Source organism: Stenotrophomonas pavanii (genome assembly GCF_900101175.1).
GTDB classification, from domain to species: Bacteria; Pseudomonadota; Gammaproteobacteria; order Xanthomonadales; family Xanthomonadaceae; genus Stenotrophomonas; species Stenotrophomonas pavanii.
Genome location: NZ_FNFQ01000002.1, coordinates 141360 through 157193, shown reverse-complemented (window position 1 = coordinate 157193; position 15834 = coordinate 141360). Strand labels below are relative to the sequence as shown.

Below are 15834 nucleotides of genomic sequence, written 5' to 3'. Positions count from 1 at the left end.
GCGCCTGCGCTACTCTGCCGGCCAGCCACCCCGCACTGGACTGGATACCCTGATGGCCCGCTATGAAATGCTCAACAACATCGCGCATCGGGACCTGACGGTCGCTACCGGATTCGGGCCACAGTTCGGCGATGCGGTGGGCATGGTGCCCGCCTATCCCAGCGAGTTTGCCGAACTGCAGCGCGAGTATCCGATCTTCCTGCGCCGGGAGACCGGGACCGGGGCGTGGCAGTCCGTCGCCCTGCTGGGTTTCGAGCAGCACGAGAACCTGTACCTGCAGGACGGACGCTGGAATGCCTCCTACCTGCCCGGCGCGGCCGCAAAAGGGCCGTTCCTGATCGGCTTCCAGGAGCACTACGTGGACGGCCTGCTCACCCAGGACGCGGTGATGCACGTCGACCTGGACCATCCGCGTGTCACCTCCGACGGCGGTGAGCCGGTGTTCCTGCCGCAGGGTGGAAACACGCCTTACCTGGACCACATTGCCGGGGTACTGCGCGGCATCCACGAGGGCAGCGCGTACGCGGCCGCAATGTTCGCGATGCTCGACGACAGCGGCCTGATCCAGCCGGTCACGCTCGACGTGCAGGTCGCGCCGCATCACCGGGTGAGCGTGAGCGGACTGCATGGCATCGACCGGGAGCGCCTGGCGACGCTGGACAGCGCACGCCTGGCTGAACTGAACCGCGCCGGCTACCTGGAAGGCGCGTACCTGATGCTTGCGTCGTTGCACAACATGCGCCGCCTGATTGCCGAGAAGCAGCGCCGCCTCCGCGCCCAGGACGGCGCGGCGCAACCGGCCAGGAACTGACCGGTGCGCGCGAACCTGCCGCTGCCGGTTCTGGAAGGCGTCGATCCTGCCGAGCTGCCGCTGGCTGCCCTGGCGGAGGCGGGTGAACCGGTCGTGCTGCGGGGCATCGCCAGCGGTTGGCCACTGGTGCAGGCGGGCGTGCGCTCGGCGCAGGACGCGATGGCCTACCTGCGCAGCGTCGACGCGGGCGGGCCCATCCAGTATTCGTTCGGCGGCGCCGAGATCGAGGGCCGCCCGTTCTACAGCGCGGACTACACCCGGCTGAACTTCGACGTGCGGCGCGGCGCGCTGGCGCAGGTGCTGGAGGAGATCGCCACCACGCTGCAGTCCCCGCGGCCGCCGACCTATTACGTGGCCTCGCTGCCGATCGAGCGGGCACTGCGGCCGGCATTCGCGCAGGCCAACGACGCCGGGCTGGCGAAGCAGGGCATCGATGCCACGGCCAGCATCTGGATCGGCAACCGGGTGACGGCCTCGTGCCACTTCGACACGCCCGACAATCTCGCCTGCTGTGCAGTGGGGCAGCGCGAGTTCACCGTGTTCCCGCCCGAGCAGATCGACAATCTGTATCCGGGCCCGCTCGACCCCACGCCCGGTGGCCAGGTGGTGAGCGTGGTGGACTTCGAGCGCCCCGACTTCGAGCGGTACCCGCGTTTCCGGGAAGCGCTGGCGAACGCACGCAGCGCCGTGCTTGGGCCCGGCGATGCGATCTTCATTCCGGGCATGTGGTGGCACCATGTGCGCAGCCTGGCGCCGTTCAACGTGCTGGTGAACTACTGGTGGCGCCGTTCGCCGGCCTGGCTGGGATCTCCACTGTCGGCGCTGCACCACGCGATGTGGGCCGTGCGCGACCTGCCGGCGCGCGAAAAGCAGGCCTGGGAAGGGCTCTTCCAGTACTACGTATTCGGCCCCGGCGAGCGCGCCGGGCAGCACCTGCCTGATGCCGCGCGCGGCGATCTGGCACCGTTCGACGAGCCGCGCGCGCGCCGCATGCGCGCGATGCTGCTGGGCAGGCTCAACCGTTGAGAAGGAGCGCCATAGTGGATACCGAGAGCACCCCCGCAGGACGCATCCGCAAGGTGGTCATTGCCGGCGGCGGCACCGCGGGATGGCTGGCCGGCTGTGCGCTGGCGCACCAGTTCCGTGACCAGCTGGAGATCACCCTGGTCGAGTCCGAGCAGATCGGCACCGTCGGCGTCGGCGAGTCCACCGTGCCGCCCATCCGCACCTTCCACCGCTTCCTGCAGATCGACGAGCAGGACTTCCTGCGCGCGGTGGCCGGCACCTTCAAGCTGTCGATTTCGTTCGAGAACTGGCGGCTGCCGGGGGACCGCTTCTTCCACCCGTTCGGCACCATTGGCCACGGCACCTGGGCGGCACCGTTCCATCACTTCTGGCTGGACAGCCTGCGCCGCGGCATGCCCTCGGACCTGGGTGACTTCTGCCTGGAGAGCATTGCCTCGCGGGGCGACCGCTTTTCGTTGCAGACCCAGCCGCAGGCCAGCTACGCCTACCACTTCGATGCCGGGCTCTATGCGCGGTTCCTGCGCCGCAGGGCCGAGGGCCACGGCCTGCGCCGGATCGAAGGCAGGATCGCCCAGGTCCGGCAGCATGCGCATGACGGATCGGTGCAGGCGCTGGTGCTGCAGGACGGGCAGGTGATCGAGGGGGATCTGTTCATCGACTGCACCGGCTTCCGTGGCCTGCTGATCGAGCAGACGCTGGGCACCGGCTACGAGGACTGGCACGAGTGGCTGCCGTGCGACCGGGCCGTGGCCGTGCAGACCGAAGCGGTTGCGCCCCCTGTGCCCTATACCCGGGCGATCGCCCACGAAGCGGGATGGCGCTGGCACATCGCGCTGCAGCACCGGGTCGGCTGCGGGCTGGTGTATTCCAGCCGCCACCTGTCCGATGACGAGGCCACGGCGAAGCTGCTGCGCGATGTGGGGGCACCTCCCTTGCGCGACCCGTGGCAGGTGCCGTTCCGCAGCGGGCGCCGGCTGAAGGCCTGGAACAGGAACGTGGTGGCCCTGGGGCTGGCGAGCGGTTTCATCGAGCCCCTGGAATCGACCAGCATCCACCTGACGATCAGCGCGGTGGTGCGCCTGATCCAGTTGTTCCCGTTCGATGGCATCCGCGCGTCGCTGGTGCAGCTGTACAACGATGTCAGCCGGCAGGAAATGGAGCACGTGCGCGACTTCATCATCCTGCACTACCACGCCACGCAGCGCACCGAGCCGATGTGGAAGGCATGCCGCGAGATGCGCGTGCCCGAATCGCTGCAGCAGCGGTTGCAGGCGTGGCGCGAGCGTGCGCACGCCTGGCAGGACCCCGGCGAGCTGTTCCGCGTCGAGTCCTGGACCAGCGTGCTGCTCGGGCAGGGCATTCCGCCAGGCCCGCCGCATCCGCTGGCGCGGGCGGTGAGTGACGCCGATCTGCGCACCCTGTTGAAGGGCATCCAGCAGCCGGTGCAGCACGCCGCGGCGCAGATGCCGACCCAGGTAGAGTTCATCGCGCAGTACTGCAGGTCCGGCGCAGACGTGTGGCGTTCGATGGCGACGCCCGCGTAGCAGGGTTTTGCGTTGCAGCACGCTTTTTCCGCTGCAGCTGGTTACAGTGCGGAAACACCGCAGGCGATGACGCATGCGGTGGCAACGCGGGGGCCGGACAGCACGCCCCCTTTTTGAGTCCACGGAATGTTAGCGCTACCTTTTTGCTGATCGGAGGCGGTTTCGATGGGTCTGGTTGCAGGGATCGATGCAGGGACGCAGAGCCTGAAGGTGCTGGTCTACGACCCGCAGGCGCAAACGGTGGCCGCCGCCACCAGCGCGCTGCTCACGCTGGACAGCGCGGCCGACGGCAGCCGCGAGCAGGCGCCCGCCGATTGGGTAGCGGCCCTCCATGATTGTTTCGCCCGGATCGATCCCGCGCTGCGCGCACGCATCGTCGCGATGGCGGTCTCCGGCCAGCAGCATGGGTTCGTGCCGGTGGATGCGGCAGGCGAGGTGCTGGCGCCGGCCAAGCTGTGGTGCGACACCAGCACCTCGGCCGAATGCGCGCAGATCATGGACGCCGTGGGTGGGGTACGCCGCACCATCGCGCTCGCGGGCAACCCGATCCTGGCCGGCTATACCGCATCCAAGCTGCCCTGGACCCGGACCCACCGTGCCGACGCCTACGCACGGCTGGCGACCATCCTGCTGCCGCATGACTACCTCAATTTCGTGTTGACCGGCCAGCGGTTCTGCGAGCATGGCGATGCGTCCGGAACCGGCTGGCTGGACGTGCGCACACGCACGTGGTCGCAGGCGTTGCTGCGCGCGACCGATCCTGATCGCGACCTGGCCGCCTGCCTGCCGCCCATCGCATCACCCGATGCGCTGTTCGATATCGCGCCTGCTGCGGCAGCCGCGCTGGGGCTGCCAGCGACGGTGAAGGTTGCCGTTGGCGGCGGCGACAACATGATGGCCGCGATCGGCACGGGCTGCGTCACCGAAGGACGCCTGGCGATGAGCCTGGGAACGTCTGGAACGCTGTTTGCCTACTCCGGATCGCCGGTGATCGATGCCGACGGCGCCTGGGCCGCGTTCTGCTCGTCCACGGGGGGATGGCTTCCGCTGATCTGCACCATGAACTGCACCGTGGCGACCGAACAGGTCGCCCGTGCCTTCGGCTTCAGCACGCGCGACGGCGATGCGCACCTGCGCGCGACGCCACCGGGAGCAGGCGGGCTGGTGATGCTGCCCTTCCTCAATGGCGAGCGCACGCCGGACCTGCCGCTCGGCAAGGGCGTGCTGGCCGGCCTGGACACTGCCAATTTCACCCCGGCGCACCTCTACCGCGCCGCCATGGAGGGCGCGACCTACAGCCTGAAGTACGGCTACGACGCCTTCGTCCACGCCGGCATGCAGTTCGATCGCATCGTGCTCACCGGCGGCGGCAGCAACAGCGCGGCCTGGCGTCAACTGGTGGCCGATGTGTTCGGCCTGCCCGTGGAGGTCCCGGTGCAGGCCGAAGGCGCGGCGTTTGGCGCGGCACTGCAGGCGCTGTGGGCGCTCGCCCGATCGCAGGGCAACGCCACTTCGATCAGCGACATCACCGCACGGCACGTCACCGTCGATCCCACGCTGTCCGCGCGCCCGGATCCGGATCGCAGCGATGCCTATGCACGGGCCTACGCACGCTTCCTCAGTCATCTTGATGCCATCACGCCGCTGCAGCGCGGCTGATGGCTCCTCCACGACACCCCGTACAACGACAGGAGCACGCACCATGAGCACGCAGCCCTTCATCGGCGCCAAGGAGTACTTCCCCGGCATCGGCCGCATTCCGTTCGAGGGCAAGGGCTCGGACAATCCGCTTGCCTTCAAGGTCTACGATGCCAACCGGGTCATCGGCGGCAAGACCATGCAGGAGCACCTGCGCTTCGCCGTGTGCTACTGGCACACCTTCTGCAATGCCGGGCACGACCCGTTCGGCCCGGGTACCCGGCAGTTCCCGTGGGAGGCGGGCTCGCCGCTGGCCACGGCCGAAGCGAAAGTGGACGCGGCGTTCGAGTTCTTCACCAAGCTGGGCGTGCCGTACTGGTGCTTCCACGACATCGACCTGGCGCCGGATGCCGATGACATCGGCCAGTACCAGAAGAACCTCACGCACATGGTGGGCCTGGCCAAGGCGCGCCAGGACGACACCGGCGTCAAGCTGCTGTGGGGCACGGCCAACCTGTTCTCGCACCCGCGCTACATGAACGGTGCATCGACCAATCCCGATTTCGCCGTGGTCGCGCGCGCCGCGGTGCAGGTCAAGGCTGCACTGGAAGCGACGGTCGAGCTGGGCGGCGAGCATTACGTGTTCTGGGGCGGACGCGAGGGCTATGCATCGCTCGCCAATACCCAGATGAAGCGCGAGATCGAGCACTTCGCGCGTTTCCTCACCCTGGCCCGCGACTACGGTCGCAGCATCGGCCTGAAGGGCAACTTCCTCATCGAGCCCAAGCCGATGGAGCCGATGAAGCACCAGTACGACTTCGACAGCGCCACGGTGGTGGGCTTCCTGAAGGAGCATGGGCTGGACAAGGACTTCAAGCTCAACATCGAGGCCAACCACGCCACGTTGTCCGGGCACACCTTCGAGCACGATCTGCAGGTCGCCTCGGATCATGGCCTGCTCGGCAGCATTGATGCCAACCGCGGCAACGCGCAGAACGGCTGGGACACCGACCAGTTCCCCAGTGATCTGTACGACACCGTGGGTGCGATGCTGGTCGTGCTGCGCCAGGGTGGGCTGGAGGGCGGGTTGAACTTCGATGCGAAGGTGCGCCGCGAGTCGACCGACCTGGAGGATCTGTTCATTGCCCATATCGGCGGCATGGACGCCTTCGCACGCGGGCTGGAGGTCGCCCATGCACTGCTGACCGAGTCGCCGTGGGAGCAATGGCGCAAGGAGCGCTACGCGAGTTTTGACAGCGGCGCCGGCCAGGAGTTCGAGCGCGGCACGCTCAGCCTGCCGGACCTGGCGGGCCTGGCCGCCCGCCTCGGCGAACCGCGCCAGACCAGCGGCAAGCAGGAGCGTTACGAAAACCTGCTCAACCAGTACCTGCTGCGCTGAGCGCGGCAGGCAGGCCAACGGCGGCAACGGTGCACTCAAGGGGACGGGGATGAACCAGGCAGCAGGCAGCGGGGAGAACACCCGGCTGATCGTACTGATCAGCGTGGTAGCGACGATTGGCGGTTTTCTGTTCGGCTTCGACAGCGGTGTGATCAATGGCACCCAGGATGGCCTGCACCAGGCGTTCCGGTCCGGTGAATGGATGCAGGGGTTCGAGATCGCGTCGATGCTGCTGGGCTGTGCGGTGGGCGCGTTCAGTGCCGGCCGCCTGGCCGACCGCCTCGGCCGCCGCAACGTGCTGATCCTGTCGGCGGTGATGTTCCTGCTGTCGGCACTCGGTGCCGGGGCGGCGGTCTCGTCGGGCTGGTTCATTGCGGCGCGCGTGGTGGGCGGATTCGCGGTCGGCGCGGCGAGCGTGATCTCGCCGGCCTACATTGCCGAGGTCGCTCCGGCCCGCTATCGCGGCCGCCTGGCCACGGTGCAGCAGATCGCCATCATCACCGGGCTCACCGCTGCCTTCCTGTCCAACTACCTGCTGGCGGCCGCGGCGGGCGCGTCGACCGAGCCGCTGTGGGCCGGGCAGGCCGCCTGGCGCTGGATGTTCTGGATGCAGGCCGCGCCGTCGCTGGTGTTCCTGCTGCTGTTGCTGACCATTCCTGAGAGCCCGCGCTACCTGGTGGTGAAGCGGCGCAAGGACGACGCGCTGCGCGTGCTCACCCGGCTGCTCGGCAGCGACAAGGCCCGCGCCACGCTCGAAGAGATCGATGCCTCGCTGTCCAACGACCACCATCGCCCGCGCCTGTCCGACCTGAAGAGCCGGGCGACCGGGCGGATCCGCCCGATCGTGTGGGTCGGCGTCGGCCTGGCCTGCTTCCAGCAGCTGGTCGGCATCAACGTGGTGTTCTATTACGGCGCCGTGCTGTGGCAGGCGGTCGGGTTCTCCGAGAACGACGCACTGCTGATCAACGTGCTGTCCGGCGCGCTGAGCATCGGTGCCTGCGTGGTCACGGTGCTGCTGATCGACCGGATCGGCCGCAAGCCGTTGCTGTGGTTCGGCTCGGCCGGGATGTCGCTGTCACTGGCACTGGTGGTGGTGGCCTTTGCCAGCGGTTCGCTGGCCGACGGGCACCTGCAGCTGCCCGGTCGCATGGGCACGCTGGCACTGGTGGCGGCCAATGCCTACGTCGTGTTCTTCAACCTGTCCTGGGGGCCGGTGATGTGGGTGATGCTGGGCGAGATGTTCCCGAACCAGATCCGCGGTTCGGCCCTGGCGGTGGCCGGCGCGGCGCAATGGACGTCCAACTTCGTGGTGACCGTGACGTTCCCGATGCTGCTGGCTGCGGCCGGGCTGGCGGCCACCTATGGCATCTACCTGGTGGCGGCGATCATCTCGGTGATTTTCGTGGTGCGGCATGTGCACGAGACCAAGGGCAAGGAACTGGAGCAGATGGAAGGATGAGCACCATGGCATTGCAGACCTCCGTATCCCGCAGCGGCGCCCTGGTCGCCGTGCTGGCGCTGGCATTGCTGGGCTGCCACGGCCAGGACCGGCCCGCCGCCACTGCGGCAACCGGCAGCGACCCGTGGCCGCAGGTCACCTGGCCACTGGCCGAGGATCCTGCCCTGGAGAAGCGGATCACCGACCTGATGGCCGGCATGACGGTGGAGGCAAAGGTCGGCCAGCTCGTGCAGGGCGACATCGCCAGCCTCACTCCCGATGACGTGCGGCGCTACCGCCTCGGTTCGATCCTGGCCGGTGGCAATTCCGACCCGGGTGGCCGCTACGACGCGTCACCGGCCGAATGGCTGGCGCTGGCCGATGCGTTCTATGACGCGTCCATGGATACCTCCAACGGCGGGAAAGCCATTCCAGTGCTGTTCGGCATCGATGCCGTGCATGGGCAGAGCAACATCATTGGCGCCACGTTGTTCCCGCACAACATCGGGCTGGGTGCCACGCGCAATCCGGAGCTGCTGCGGCAGATCGGTGGCATCACCGCCCTGGAGACCCGCGTCACCGGCATGGAGTGGACGTTCGCGCCGACCGTTGCGGTACCCCAGGATGATCGCTGGGGCCGCACCTACGAGGGCTACTCGGAATCGCCCGAGGTGGTGGCCAGCTACGCGGGCGCCATGGTGGAGGGATTGCAGGGCAGGGTGGGCACGCCCGAGTTTCTCGATGGCCGTCATGTGATCGCGTCGGTGAAGCACTTCCTCGGCGATGGTGGCACCACCGGTGGCAAGGACCAGGGCGACACGCGCATCAGCGAGCCCGACCTGGTGCGCATCCACGCGGCCGGATATCCCCCTGCGATCGCCGCCGGCGCGCAGACGGCCATGGCCTCCTTCAACAGCGTCAACGGTGAAAAGATGCACGGGCACCGGCACTACCTCACCGACGTGCTCAAGGGGCGCATGCAGTTCGGTGGCTTCGTGGTCGGTGACTGGAACGGCCATGGCCAGGTCAAAGGCTGCACCACCACGGACTGCCCGGCCACCATCAACGCTGGCCTGGACATGGCGATGGCGTCGGACAGCTGGAAGGGCTTCTACGAGACCACGCTGGCAGCGGCGAAGGACGGGCGGATTTCATCGCAGCGCCTGGATGACGCGGTGCGCCGCATCCTGCGGGTCAAGTTCCGCCTCGGCCTGTTCGAAGCGGGCCGGCCGTCGTCGCGGGCCGTTGGCGGCCAGTTCGCACTGATCGGCGCGCCCGAGCATCGCGCGGTGGCCCGCCAGGCGGTACGCGAATCGCTGGTGCTGCTGAAGAACCAGAACGGACTGCTGCCGCTGTCGCCGAAGCAGCGGATCCTGGTGGCCGGCGACGGCGCCGACGAAGTCGGCAAGCAGGCCGGCGGCTGGACGCTCAACTGGCAGGGCACCGGTACCACCCGCAAGGACTTTCCCAACGCGGACTCTATCTACGAGGGCATCGCGCGGCAGGCCACGGCGGCCGGCGGTGAGGCCGTGCTTGCCGTTGACGGCCGCTACGCGGTGAAGCCCGACGTGGCCGTGGTGGTGTTTGGCGAAGACCCCTATGCCGAGTTCCAGGGGGACCGGCCCACCTTGGCCTACAAACCGGGCGACGAGACGGACCTGGCGCTGCTCAGGCGGCTCAAGGCCGAGGGCATCCCGGTCGTTGCGGTCTTCCTGAGCGGGCGGCCGCTGTGGGTGAACCGGGAAATCAACGCCGCCGATGCCTTCGTGGCCGCCTGGCTGCCGGGCTCGGAAGGCGGCGGCATCGCCGATGTGCTGCTGCGCGGGGCCGATGGCCGCGTGCAGCACGATTTCAAGGGCAGGCTCAGTTTCAGCTGGCCGCGTACCGCTACGCAGTACGCCAACAACGTGGGCCAGAAGGACTACGACCCGTTGTTCGCATTCGGCTTCGGCCTGACCTATGCCGACAAGGGCGACCTGCCCGTGCTGCCCGAGGCGTCGGGCCTCACCGGCAACGAAGGCGCGTCCGGCGTGTTCTTCGCGCGCGGTGACGCGGGCCCCGGCATCGCGCTGCGGATCGAGGATGCGGCAGGGCAGGGGTTGAACGTGACCCGCGTGCCGGATGCCTTGCCCGGCGACCGGTTGAAGATCACCGGCGTCGATCACCTGGCCCAGGAAGACGGGCGGCGGCTGGCGTGGTCGGGCAACGGCGAGGCTGTGGTCGCGCTGCAGTCGCACACGCCACTGGACCTGCAGCGCGAGGCCAACGGTGACCTGATGCTGTTGACCACGTTGCGCGTTGATGCGGCACCGCGTGGCCAGGCATGGCTGTCGGTAGGCTGTGGTGCCGGCTGTTCGGCGCGGATCGCCATCGCGCCCACCTTGGCCGCCATGCCGGCGGGCCAGTGGACGCGGGTGGGCGTTCCGCTGAAATGCCTGGCCGCGGCCGGTGCGAAGCTGGATGCGCTCGACCGGCCCTGGGCGCTGGCCACGGCCGGCGCCATGACGCTCTCGGTGTCCCGCGTCGCCCTGGGGGCATTGAACGAGGCGCAGGTCACGGTGCGCTGCGATGCGCGTTGATCATCCGCACCGCAGCCATCGCTGCCGGTACATGCACCGCGAGGCCACGCGCGTGAGCCAGGCGCGAGCGCTATCGGGGCTTGGGCGGCGCGGCGACCGAATCACGTGCGATCAACCGGTGCGGCACCACGTGGTCGCGCAGCACGGGCGTGTCGCCACTGGGACGGCGGATGGTGCGCAGCAGGATGTCGATCGCCGCGTTGGCCATGAAGGCGATCGGCTGGTGGATCGTGGTCAGTTCCGGCCACACGGTGGTTGCGGCCGAGGTGTCATCGAAGCCGACCACCGACAGGTCGCGGGGGACGTCCAGTCCGCGTCGATGCGCCACCGAAATGGCGGCGGCGCCCATGTCGTCGTTGCTGGCGAAGATCGCCGTCGGCGGCCGGCGCTGGGAGAGCAGTTTTTCGGCCGCGGCCAGGCCGGACCGGTAGGTATAGTCGCCGTGCTGGACCAGGCCGGGTTCCACCGCCAGCCCCGCTTCGCGCAGCGCCGTGACGAAGCCGTCGTAGCGCAGCGCACTCGCGCTCAGGTCAGTGCGCCCTCGGATGAAGCCGATACGGGTGTGCCCCTGGCGGAGCAGGTGCTCGGTCATTTCCCTGCCGGCGCTGAAATCGTCGATGCGGACACAGGACAGGGCGTCGCTCAGGCGACCCGATGCGATGGCCACCACCGGAATGCCTGCCTTGACCAGTTCGCTTACCGCGGCCTGCGATTCGCACAGGGGCGGCGGCAGGATCACCCCGTCGACGCGCCCGGCAAGCGCACGCGCCGCCTTGCGCTCGGACTCGGCATCCAGGTTGTCCCAGTAGTCGATGACCAGCTGGAGCGCGGAACTGGACGCGACGCGCAGCAGCCCCACCAGCAGCTCGCGCAGGTAGGCGCCGCTGGGGTTGGTATAGATCAGGGCAATGCGCGTGTGCTGCGCGGCGGCCAGCGAACTGGCGGCAAGATTGGGCGTATAGCCCAGCTCGCGCACGGCGCGCAGCACGCGCTCGCGGGTGACGTCACGCACCTTGCCCTGGTTGATCACCCGCGACACGGTCATCGGCGAAACGCCGGCAAGGGCCGCAACCTCGTCGATGGTCACGCCCGCGGTTCTGCGGCGAACCGACTTCTTCGGCTTGTCCAATGCACGATCCCTTTGGTCTTGGTGGCGCTGCCGCGCCGGTGCGCGGGACGATGATGAACCGTCGCGGGCCCGGCCGTAGTCTACAAAGGCGCATGTTAACGCCGTTGTTCCGCGCTGTCGGCAAGCGGCTATGCGCCCTCCTGGCGCTGCTGGCGTGCGCCGGCGGCGTGCATGCGGAGGACGGCTACGCGTTGTGGATGCGTTACGTGCCGGTTGCCCCGGCGGTCGCCGCCGAGTACCGGCTGCAACTGTCGGAGGTGGTTGCGCCGGACCGCACGCCGGTCCAGCGTGCCACCCGCGATGAGCTGGCGCGCAGCCTGCCAGGCTTGCTGGGATCGGCCCCGCCGATGCGGACGGCGATCAGCGCCGGCCATGCCCTGGTGCTGGGTACGCCGCAGTCCTCGGCCCTGGTCGCCGGGTTTGGCAAGGAGATCGCCACGCTGGGCGACGACGGGTTCCTGATCCGGCGGGTCCGGATCGACGGACGCGATGTGCTGCTGGTGGCGGCGCGCGGGGACGTCGGCGTGTTGTATGGCACGTTCCATCTGCTGCGCCTGCTGCAGCGTGGCACGTCGCTGCTGGGGCTGGAGGTGCGTGAGTCGCCACGGGTCGCCCTGCGTGTGCTCGACCATTGGGACAACCTGGATCGCTACGTCGAGCGCGGCTATGCGGGCAGCTCGCTGTGGGACTGGCAGACCCTGCCGCACTGGCGGGATCCGCGCTACACCGATTACGCGCGGGCCAACGCCTCGCTCGGCATCAACGGCACCGTCCTGAACAACGTCAATGCCAGCGCCCTCAGCCTGTCGCCGGCCTATCTGGCCAAGGCGGCCGCGTTGGCCGACCTGTTCCGTCCCTACGGCATCCGGGTGTACCTGAGCGCGCGTTTCAGTGCGCCCATCGAGTTGGGCGGGCTGGCGACCGCCGATCCATTCGATCCAGGTGTACAGCGCTGGTGGCGCGACAAGGTCGATGAGATCCATGCGCTCATTCCGGATTTCGGTGGCTTCCTGGTCAAGGCAAACTCGGAGGGGCAACCCGGCCCGCAGGACTACGGTCGTTCCCACGCCGACGGTGCCAACCTGCTGGCCGACGCACTGGCGCCGTACAACGGCGTGGTGATGTGGCGGGCCTTCGTGTACTCGCACGAAGTGCCCGACGATCGCGCCAAGCAGGCCTACAGCGAATTCGTCGGGCTCGACGGTGCCTTCCGCCCCAACGTGATCGTGCAGGTGAAGAACGGCCCCATCGACTTCCAGCCGCGCGAGCCGTTCCATCCGCTGTTCGGCGCCATGCCACGCACGCCGCTGATGCTGGAACTGCAGATCACCAAGGAGTACCTGGGCTTCGCGACACACCTGGTGTATCTGGGAACGCTCTACCAGGAAGTGCTGCAGGCCGATACCCATGCCCGTGGCGAAGGCTCCACGGTCGCCCGCGTGGTTGATGGCTCGCTGGAGGGCCATGCGCTGACCGGCATCGCCGGCGTCGCCAACATCGGCGTGGACCGTACCTGGAGCGGCTCGCATTTCGACCAGGCCAACTGGTATGCGTTCGGGCGACTGGCCTGGGATCCACGGCAGTCCGCGCGTGGCATCGCCGAGGACTGGGCCGCGCTGACCTTCTCGCCCGACCCGCAGGTGACCGGCCCGATCGTGCGGATGATGATGGACTCGCGCGAGGCGGCGGTAGATTACATGACGCCGCTGGGCCTGCATCACCTGATGGCGCGCGGGCATCACTACGGCCCTGGCCCCTGGGTGGACGGGGGCCCGCGCGCGGACTGGACGTCGGTGTACTACCACCGCGCAGGCCGCGACGGCATTGGTTTCGACCGCAGCGCCCGCGGAAGCAACGCGGTGGGCCAGTATGCGCCGCAGGTGGCCGAGGTCTATGGCGACCCGGCGCGGGTGCCCGAGTCGCTGCTGCTGTGGTTCCATCATGTGCCGTGGGATCACCGCATGCGCTCGGGCAGGACGCTCTGGGACGAACTGGTCGGGCGCTATTCGCGCGGCGTGCGCCAGGTGCAGTCGATGCAGGCGACCTGGGCAGGCCTGCGCGACCGGATCGATCCGCAGCGGCATCGGCACGTTGCTGCGTTCCTGCAGATCCAGCGCGACGAAGCGCAATGGTGGCGTGATGCCAGCGTGGCGTACTTCCAGTCACTCAGCGGACGGCCGCTGCCAGCCGGCGAACGGCCACCGCCGCATCCGTTGGCGTACTACCAGGCGTTGCAGTTTCCTTTCGCACCCGGGGATGGGCGATGAGCCGGATCGGATGGGCCGCGCGTGCGGCGGCGATGATGGTGCTGGCGTGGCCTGCCGTGCCGGTCGCGGCCGCTGAAACGGCAGGGTTGCTGCACCCGCTGTTCCAGGACCACGCGGTCCTGCAGCGTGACCAGCCGATCGCCGTCTGGGGCCAGGCCCGGGCCGGGGAGGTGGTGTCGGTGACCTTCGCCGGCCAGGCGGTGACCACCCACGCCGACGCCACGGGCCGCTGGCAGGCGACGCTGCCTGCCACCGGCGCAGGCGGGCCGTACACCCTGGAGGCCGCCGCCGGGCCCCGGCATGAGTCAGTGCGCGATGTGCTGGTCGGCGACGTCTGGTTGTGCGCGGGCCAGTCGAACATGGAACTTCCGGTGTGGCGCTCGCTCAACGCAGCCAGCGAGATCGCCGCGGCCACGATCCCACGCATCCGGCTGTTCACTGTGCCGCACGCCGCGGCCGTGCAGGCACAGGCGCATTTCAATGGTCGTGTCGCATGGTCGCCGGCAACGCCCGATGCGGTCCGCGACTTCTCGGCAGCCTGCTTCTACTTCGCCCGCGAGCTGCAGCGCACGGTCGACGTGCCGATGGGGCTGATCCAGGCGGCGTGGGGCGGCTCGCGGATCGAGGCCTGGACCCGTGCCGATGCACTTCGAGGGCAGGGCGGCATGGACGAGTCCCTTGATATCCTCGCGCGGTCCGCGCGTGATCCGCTGGCGGCACGCGCAGCCTGGGGCCGCTACTGGCAGCACTGGTGGGCCACGCGTGAGGGCGCGCCGCCCGGCGACGCGCCTTGGCGCGCGGACACCGATGACCGCGGATGGTCGCGCGCACCGGCGGCGTTGGGGGCGTGGGAGCGGTGGAACGTGCCCGCGCTTGCCGACTACAACGGCATGGTCTGGTATCGAACGCAGGTGGTGCTGAGCGCTGGACAGGCTGCACGCGGTGCGACCCTGGAGCTGGGATCGGCCGACGAGGCGGACGTGACCTGGGTGAACGGCGTTGCCGTGGGCAGCCAGTACGGCGCCGGCGAGAGGCGCTACCCGTTGCCCCGCGGCCTGTTGAAGACAGGCTTGAACAGCGTTGCGGTCAACGTGCTCGACACCTACGGCGAAGGTGGCCTGGCGGGCCCCGCGACGGCACACGGCCTGCGGCTCGACAACGGTGAGCGGGTGGTACTGCAGGCGCCGTGGAAGTACCGGGTGGCGCCGGGCCAACAGGCGCCGCCATTTGCCCCCTGGCAGGCCGCCACCGGGCTGTCGACGCTGTACAACGGGATGATCGCGCCGCTCGGCGGCGTCGGGCTGCGCGGCATGCTCTGGTATCAAGGAGAATCGAACACCGGCGAGGGCGCGACGTATGCGCTGCGCCTGCGTGCGCTGCGCGACGACTGGCGGCGGCAGTTCGGCGCACGCCTGCCCCTGTTGCTGGTGCAGCTGGCCGGTTATGGCCAGCCACCGGTTGCGCCGGCCGACAGCGGCTGGGCGCAGGTGCGCGAGGCGCAGCGGCGGGTTGCGGCCGAAGATGCGCAGAGCGGGCTCGCCATCGCCATCGACATCGGCGATGCCTACGACATCCATCCACCGAACAAGCAGGAGCTCGGGCGCCGCCTGGCGCGCGTGGCGCGCCACGTCGTATACGGCGAGCAGGACGTGGCCCCTTCAGGTCCGCGGGCGGTCACCGCGGTGCGGACGCCCGCGGGCGTGGCCATTGCGTTCGAGGACGTCGACGGCGCACTCTCCGCGACCGGCGCGGTGGGTCCGATCGGCTTTGAACTCTGCGGGTCGGAGCGCGATACCCGCCACTGCGAGTACGGCGACGCTGCACTGGAGGGGCACCGGGTGCTGCTGCGCGGCCCGCTGTCGAGGCGTGCAACGCATGTCCGCTACTGCTGGGCCGATGGCCCGGTGTGCACGCTGCGCGATCGCAGCGGGGCGCCGGCAGGCCCCTTTGAACTTCCCATTGCCGAAGCCGAGACGCGACGATGATGACGTTGTCCAAGCAGT

At 69.0% G+C, this 15834-nt stretch carries 10 protein-coding genes; 9 read left to right on the top strand and 1 reads right to left on the bottom strand.

What is annotated here, in order from left to right; genetic code table 11:
- Positions 1–52 precede the first annotated feature (52 nt).
- From BLS66_RS04165 to BLS66_RS04135, 7 genes are all read left to right on the top strand, one after another.
- Positions 53–811, top strand: a complete 759-nt coding sequence (locus BLS66_RS04165; RefSeq protein ID WP_074725430.1) for a SapC family protein — start codon at positions 53–55, stop codon at positions 809–811.
- Between the two features lie 3 nt (positions 812–814).
- Positions 815–1837 carry a cupin-like domain-containing protein gene (locus tag BLS66_RS04160; protein WP_074725160.1) on the top strand — a complete coding sequence of 341 codons (1023 nt, stop codon included), beginning with the start codon at positions 815–817 and terminating at the stop codon, positions 1835–1837.
- 11 nt (positions 1838–1848) lie between these two features.
- Positions 1849–3381, top strand: coding sequence for a tryptophan halogenase family protein (locus BLS66_RS04155; RefSeq protein WP_074725429.1), 1533 nt, complete (start codon positions 1849–1851; stop codon positions 3379–3381).
- 165 nt (positions 3382–3546) lie between these two features.
- A complete protein-coding gene (gene xylB, locus BLS66_RS04150) occupies positions 3547–5040 on the top strand; it encodes a xylulokinase (protein ID WP_074725159.1) in 1494 nt (497 codons plus the stop codon).
- A gap of 43 nt (positions 5041–5083) precedes the next feature.
- Complete coding sequence (gene xylA / locus BLS66_RS04145) at positions 5084–6418, top strand: xylose isomerase (RefSeq protein ID WP_074725158.1); 1335 nt, start codon at positions 5084–5086, stop codon at positions 6416–6418.
- Between the two features lie 49 nt (positions 6419–6467).
- Positions 6468–7877 (top strand): sugar porter family MFS transporter, encoded by a 1410-nt coding sequence (locus BLS66_RS04140; protein WP_049467277.1) that lies wholly within the window; start codon positions 6468–6470, stop codon positions 7875–7877.
- A complete protein-coding gene (locus BLS66_RS04135; RefSeq protein WP_103282317.1) occupies positions 7874–10435 on the top strand; it encodes a glycoside hydrolase family 3 protein in 2562 nt (853 codons plus the stop codon). Before BLS66_RS04140 ends, BLS66_RS04135 begins: the two co-directional genes overlap by 4 nt.
- Positions 10436–10505: 70 nt before the next feature.
- Here BLS66_RS04135 and BLS66_RS04130 read toward each other — a convergent pair whose 3' ends face one another.
- The gene (locus BLS66_RS04130) at positions 10506–11564 is read right to left on the bottom strand and encodes a LacI family DNA-binding transcriptional regulator (RefSeq protein WP_049467279.1); all 1059 of its coding nucleotides are present in this window, start codon (positions 11562–11564) and stop codon (positions 10506–10508) included.
- Positions 11565–11656: 92 nt separating this feature from the next.
- Between BLS66_RS04130 and BLS66_RS04125 the strand changes: the two genes are divergently transcribed.
- Together BLS66_RS04125 and BLS66_RS04120 are read left to right on the top strand one after the other, a co-directional pair.
- Complete coding sequence (locus BLS66_RS04125; RefSeq protein ID WP_074725157.1) at positions 11657–13831, top strand: alpha-glucuronidase family glycosyl hydrolase; 2175 nt, start codon at positions 11657–11659, stop codon at positions 13829–13831.
- On the top strand, positions 13828–15816 hold the full coding sequence (locus BLS66_RS04120) for a sialate O-acetylesterase (protein WP_143025126.1): 1989 nt from the start codon (positions 13828–13830) through the stop codon (positions 15814–15816). Before BLS66_RS04125 ends, BLS66_RS04120 begins: the two co-directional genes overlap by 4 nt.
- The last annotated feature ends 18 nt before the right edge of the window (positions 15817–15834 follow it).